Annotated in this window: 1 protein-coding gene; it reads left to right on the top strand. The window is 40.3% G+C overall.

What is annotated here, in order from left to right:
* Nucleotides 1-546 precede the first annotated feature (546 nt).
* On the top strand, nt 547-1,371 hold an 825-nt coding region (locus tag ACFIO5_RS09975; RefSeq protein ID WP_375705314.1), incomplete at its 3' end, for a YifB family Mg chelatase-like AAA ATPase.

Genomic DNA, 1,371 nt, shown 5'->3' with positions numbered 1-1,371 from the left:
CCGAACAACTCAAATGCTGCAAGTCACTTTGGAAAAGCTAAAACCACGCAGAAACCTATCAATACACTACGCTTGGTCCCTGATTTAAGACAAACTCCTGTCTGATATACCATCAAATCAGATACCTTCAATACACTTTAAATCATTCTTTTATAAATAACACCGAACAAAAAAGATAAATATATCTGTTGGGAATATTCTAACTTTTGCTCACAGCATATTTCATACGATTATGTACATAAAATAACACTCTTTGCTTGCGATGCATAAAGCTACTTCCCTCTTATATTCACAAAATCCTACACTACCGTACAACAAAAATAGCCTCTATCTCTTTTTCCTAACATATTCATTTAGCGTATTATCAATGTTTTATTGAGCCGCATGTTATCATGGTTAAATTTTTGCAAAACACTCCCCATAATTGCACCATAAGCCTGCAATATATATGTAGACCTCTTCTCACAAAAGACTATACGGACACTTCTTGATTTTTATGTGCAGATATGATTGTCTCGCTCAAATCACAAGTTGGGGAGAAAACTGATGATCGCGTGTGTTACAACGGTTGCTTTTCGTGGTCTAGAAGCAGTACCTGTTGATGTACAGGTTATGATTTCCTCTGGTAAAATAGGCATGGCTATTGTTGGATTGCCAGATAAAGCAATCGCAGAAAGTCGTGAACGTGTTCAAGCAGCCTTTCATGCTTGCGGACTTTCTATGCCCAATAAACGGGTCACTATTAATCTTGCGCCTGCTGATCTCCCTAAAGAGGGATCACATTATGATTTGCCAATCGCCGTAGGCTTAATGCTCGCTATGGGACTTCTTCCTCCTGACGTAGAACAAGACTACATCATTTTAGGCGAACTATCACTGGATGGTTCACTTACAGCAGTTAATGGTGTTTTACCAGCAGCGATGACAGCTTTATCATGCGATAAAGGACTTATTTGTCCCTATCAATGTGGACCTGAAGCGGCATGGGCAAATGCAGAAATGAATATTCTCGCACCCGAAACGCTTCTTACCATGGTCAATCATTTTAAAGGAACACAAATTCAAAAACGTCCACAACCACGCCAATATACCATCCAAAATGAGCTTCCAGATCTTTGCGAAATTAAAGGACAAAAAACAGCTAAACGTGCATTAGAAGTTTGCGCAGCTGGGCGGCATAACCTTTTATTTGTCGGTCCTCCTGGTGCCGGAAAGTCTATGTTAGCACAACGCTTACCTTCCATTTTGCCACCTCTTGATAGCCGTGAACTCTTAGATGTTTCTCTGATTGCTTCTATTACGGGAGAAACCATACAGAATACCATTTCACTTCACTGCCCCTTTCGCGCTCCGCATCATTCTGCTTCCATG

This window comes from Bartonella sp. AA86SXKL (assembly GCF_042196885.1).
This window is presented reverse-complemented; position numbering and strand designations above follow the sequence as displayed.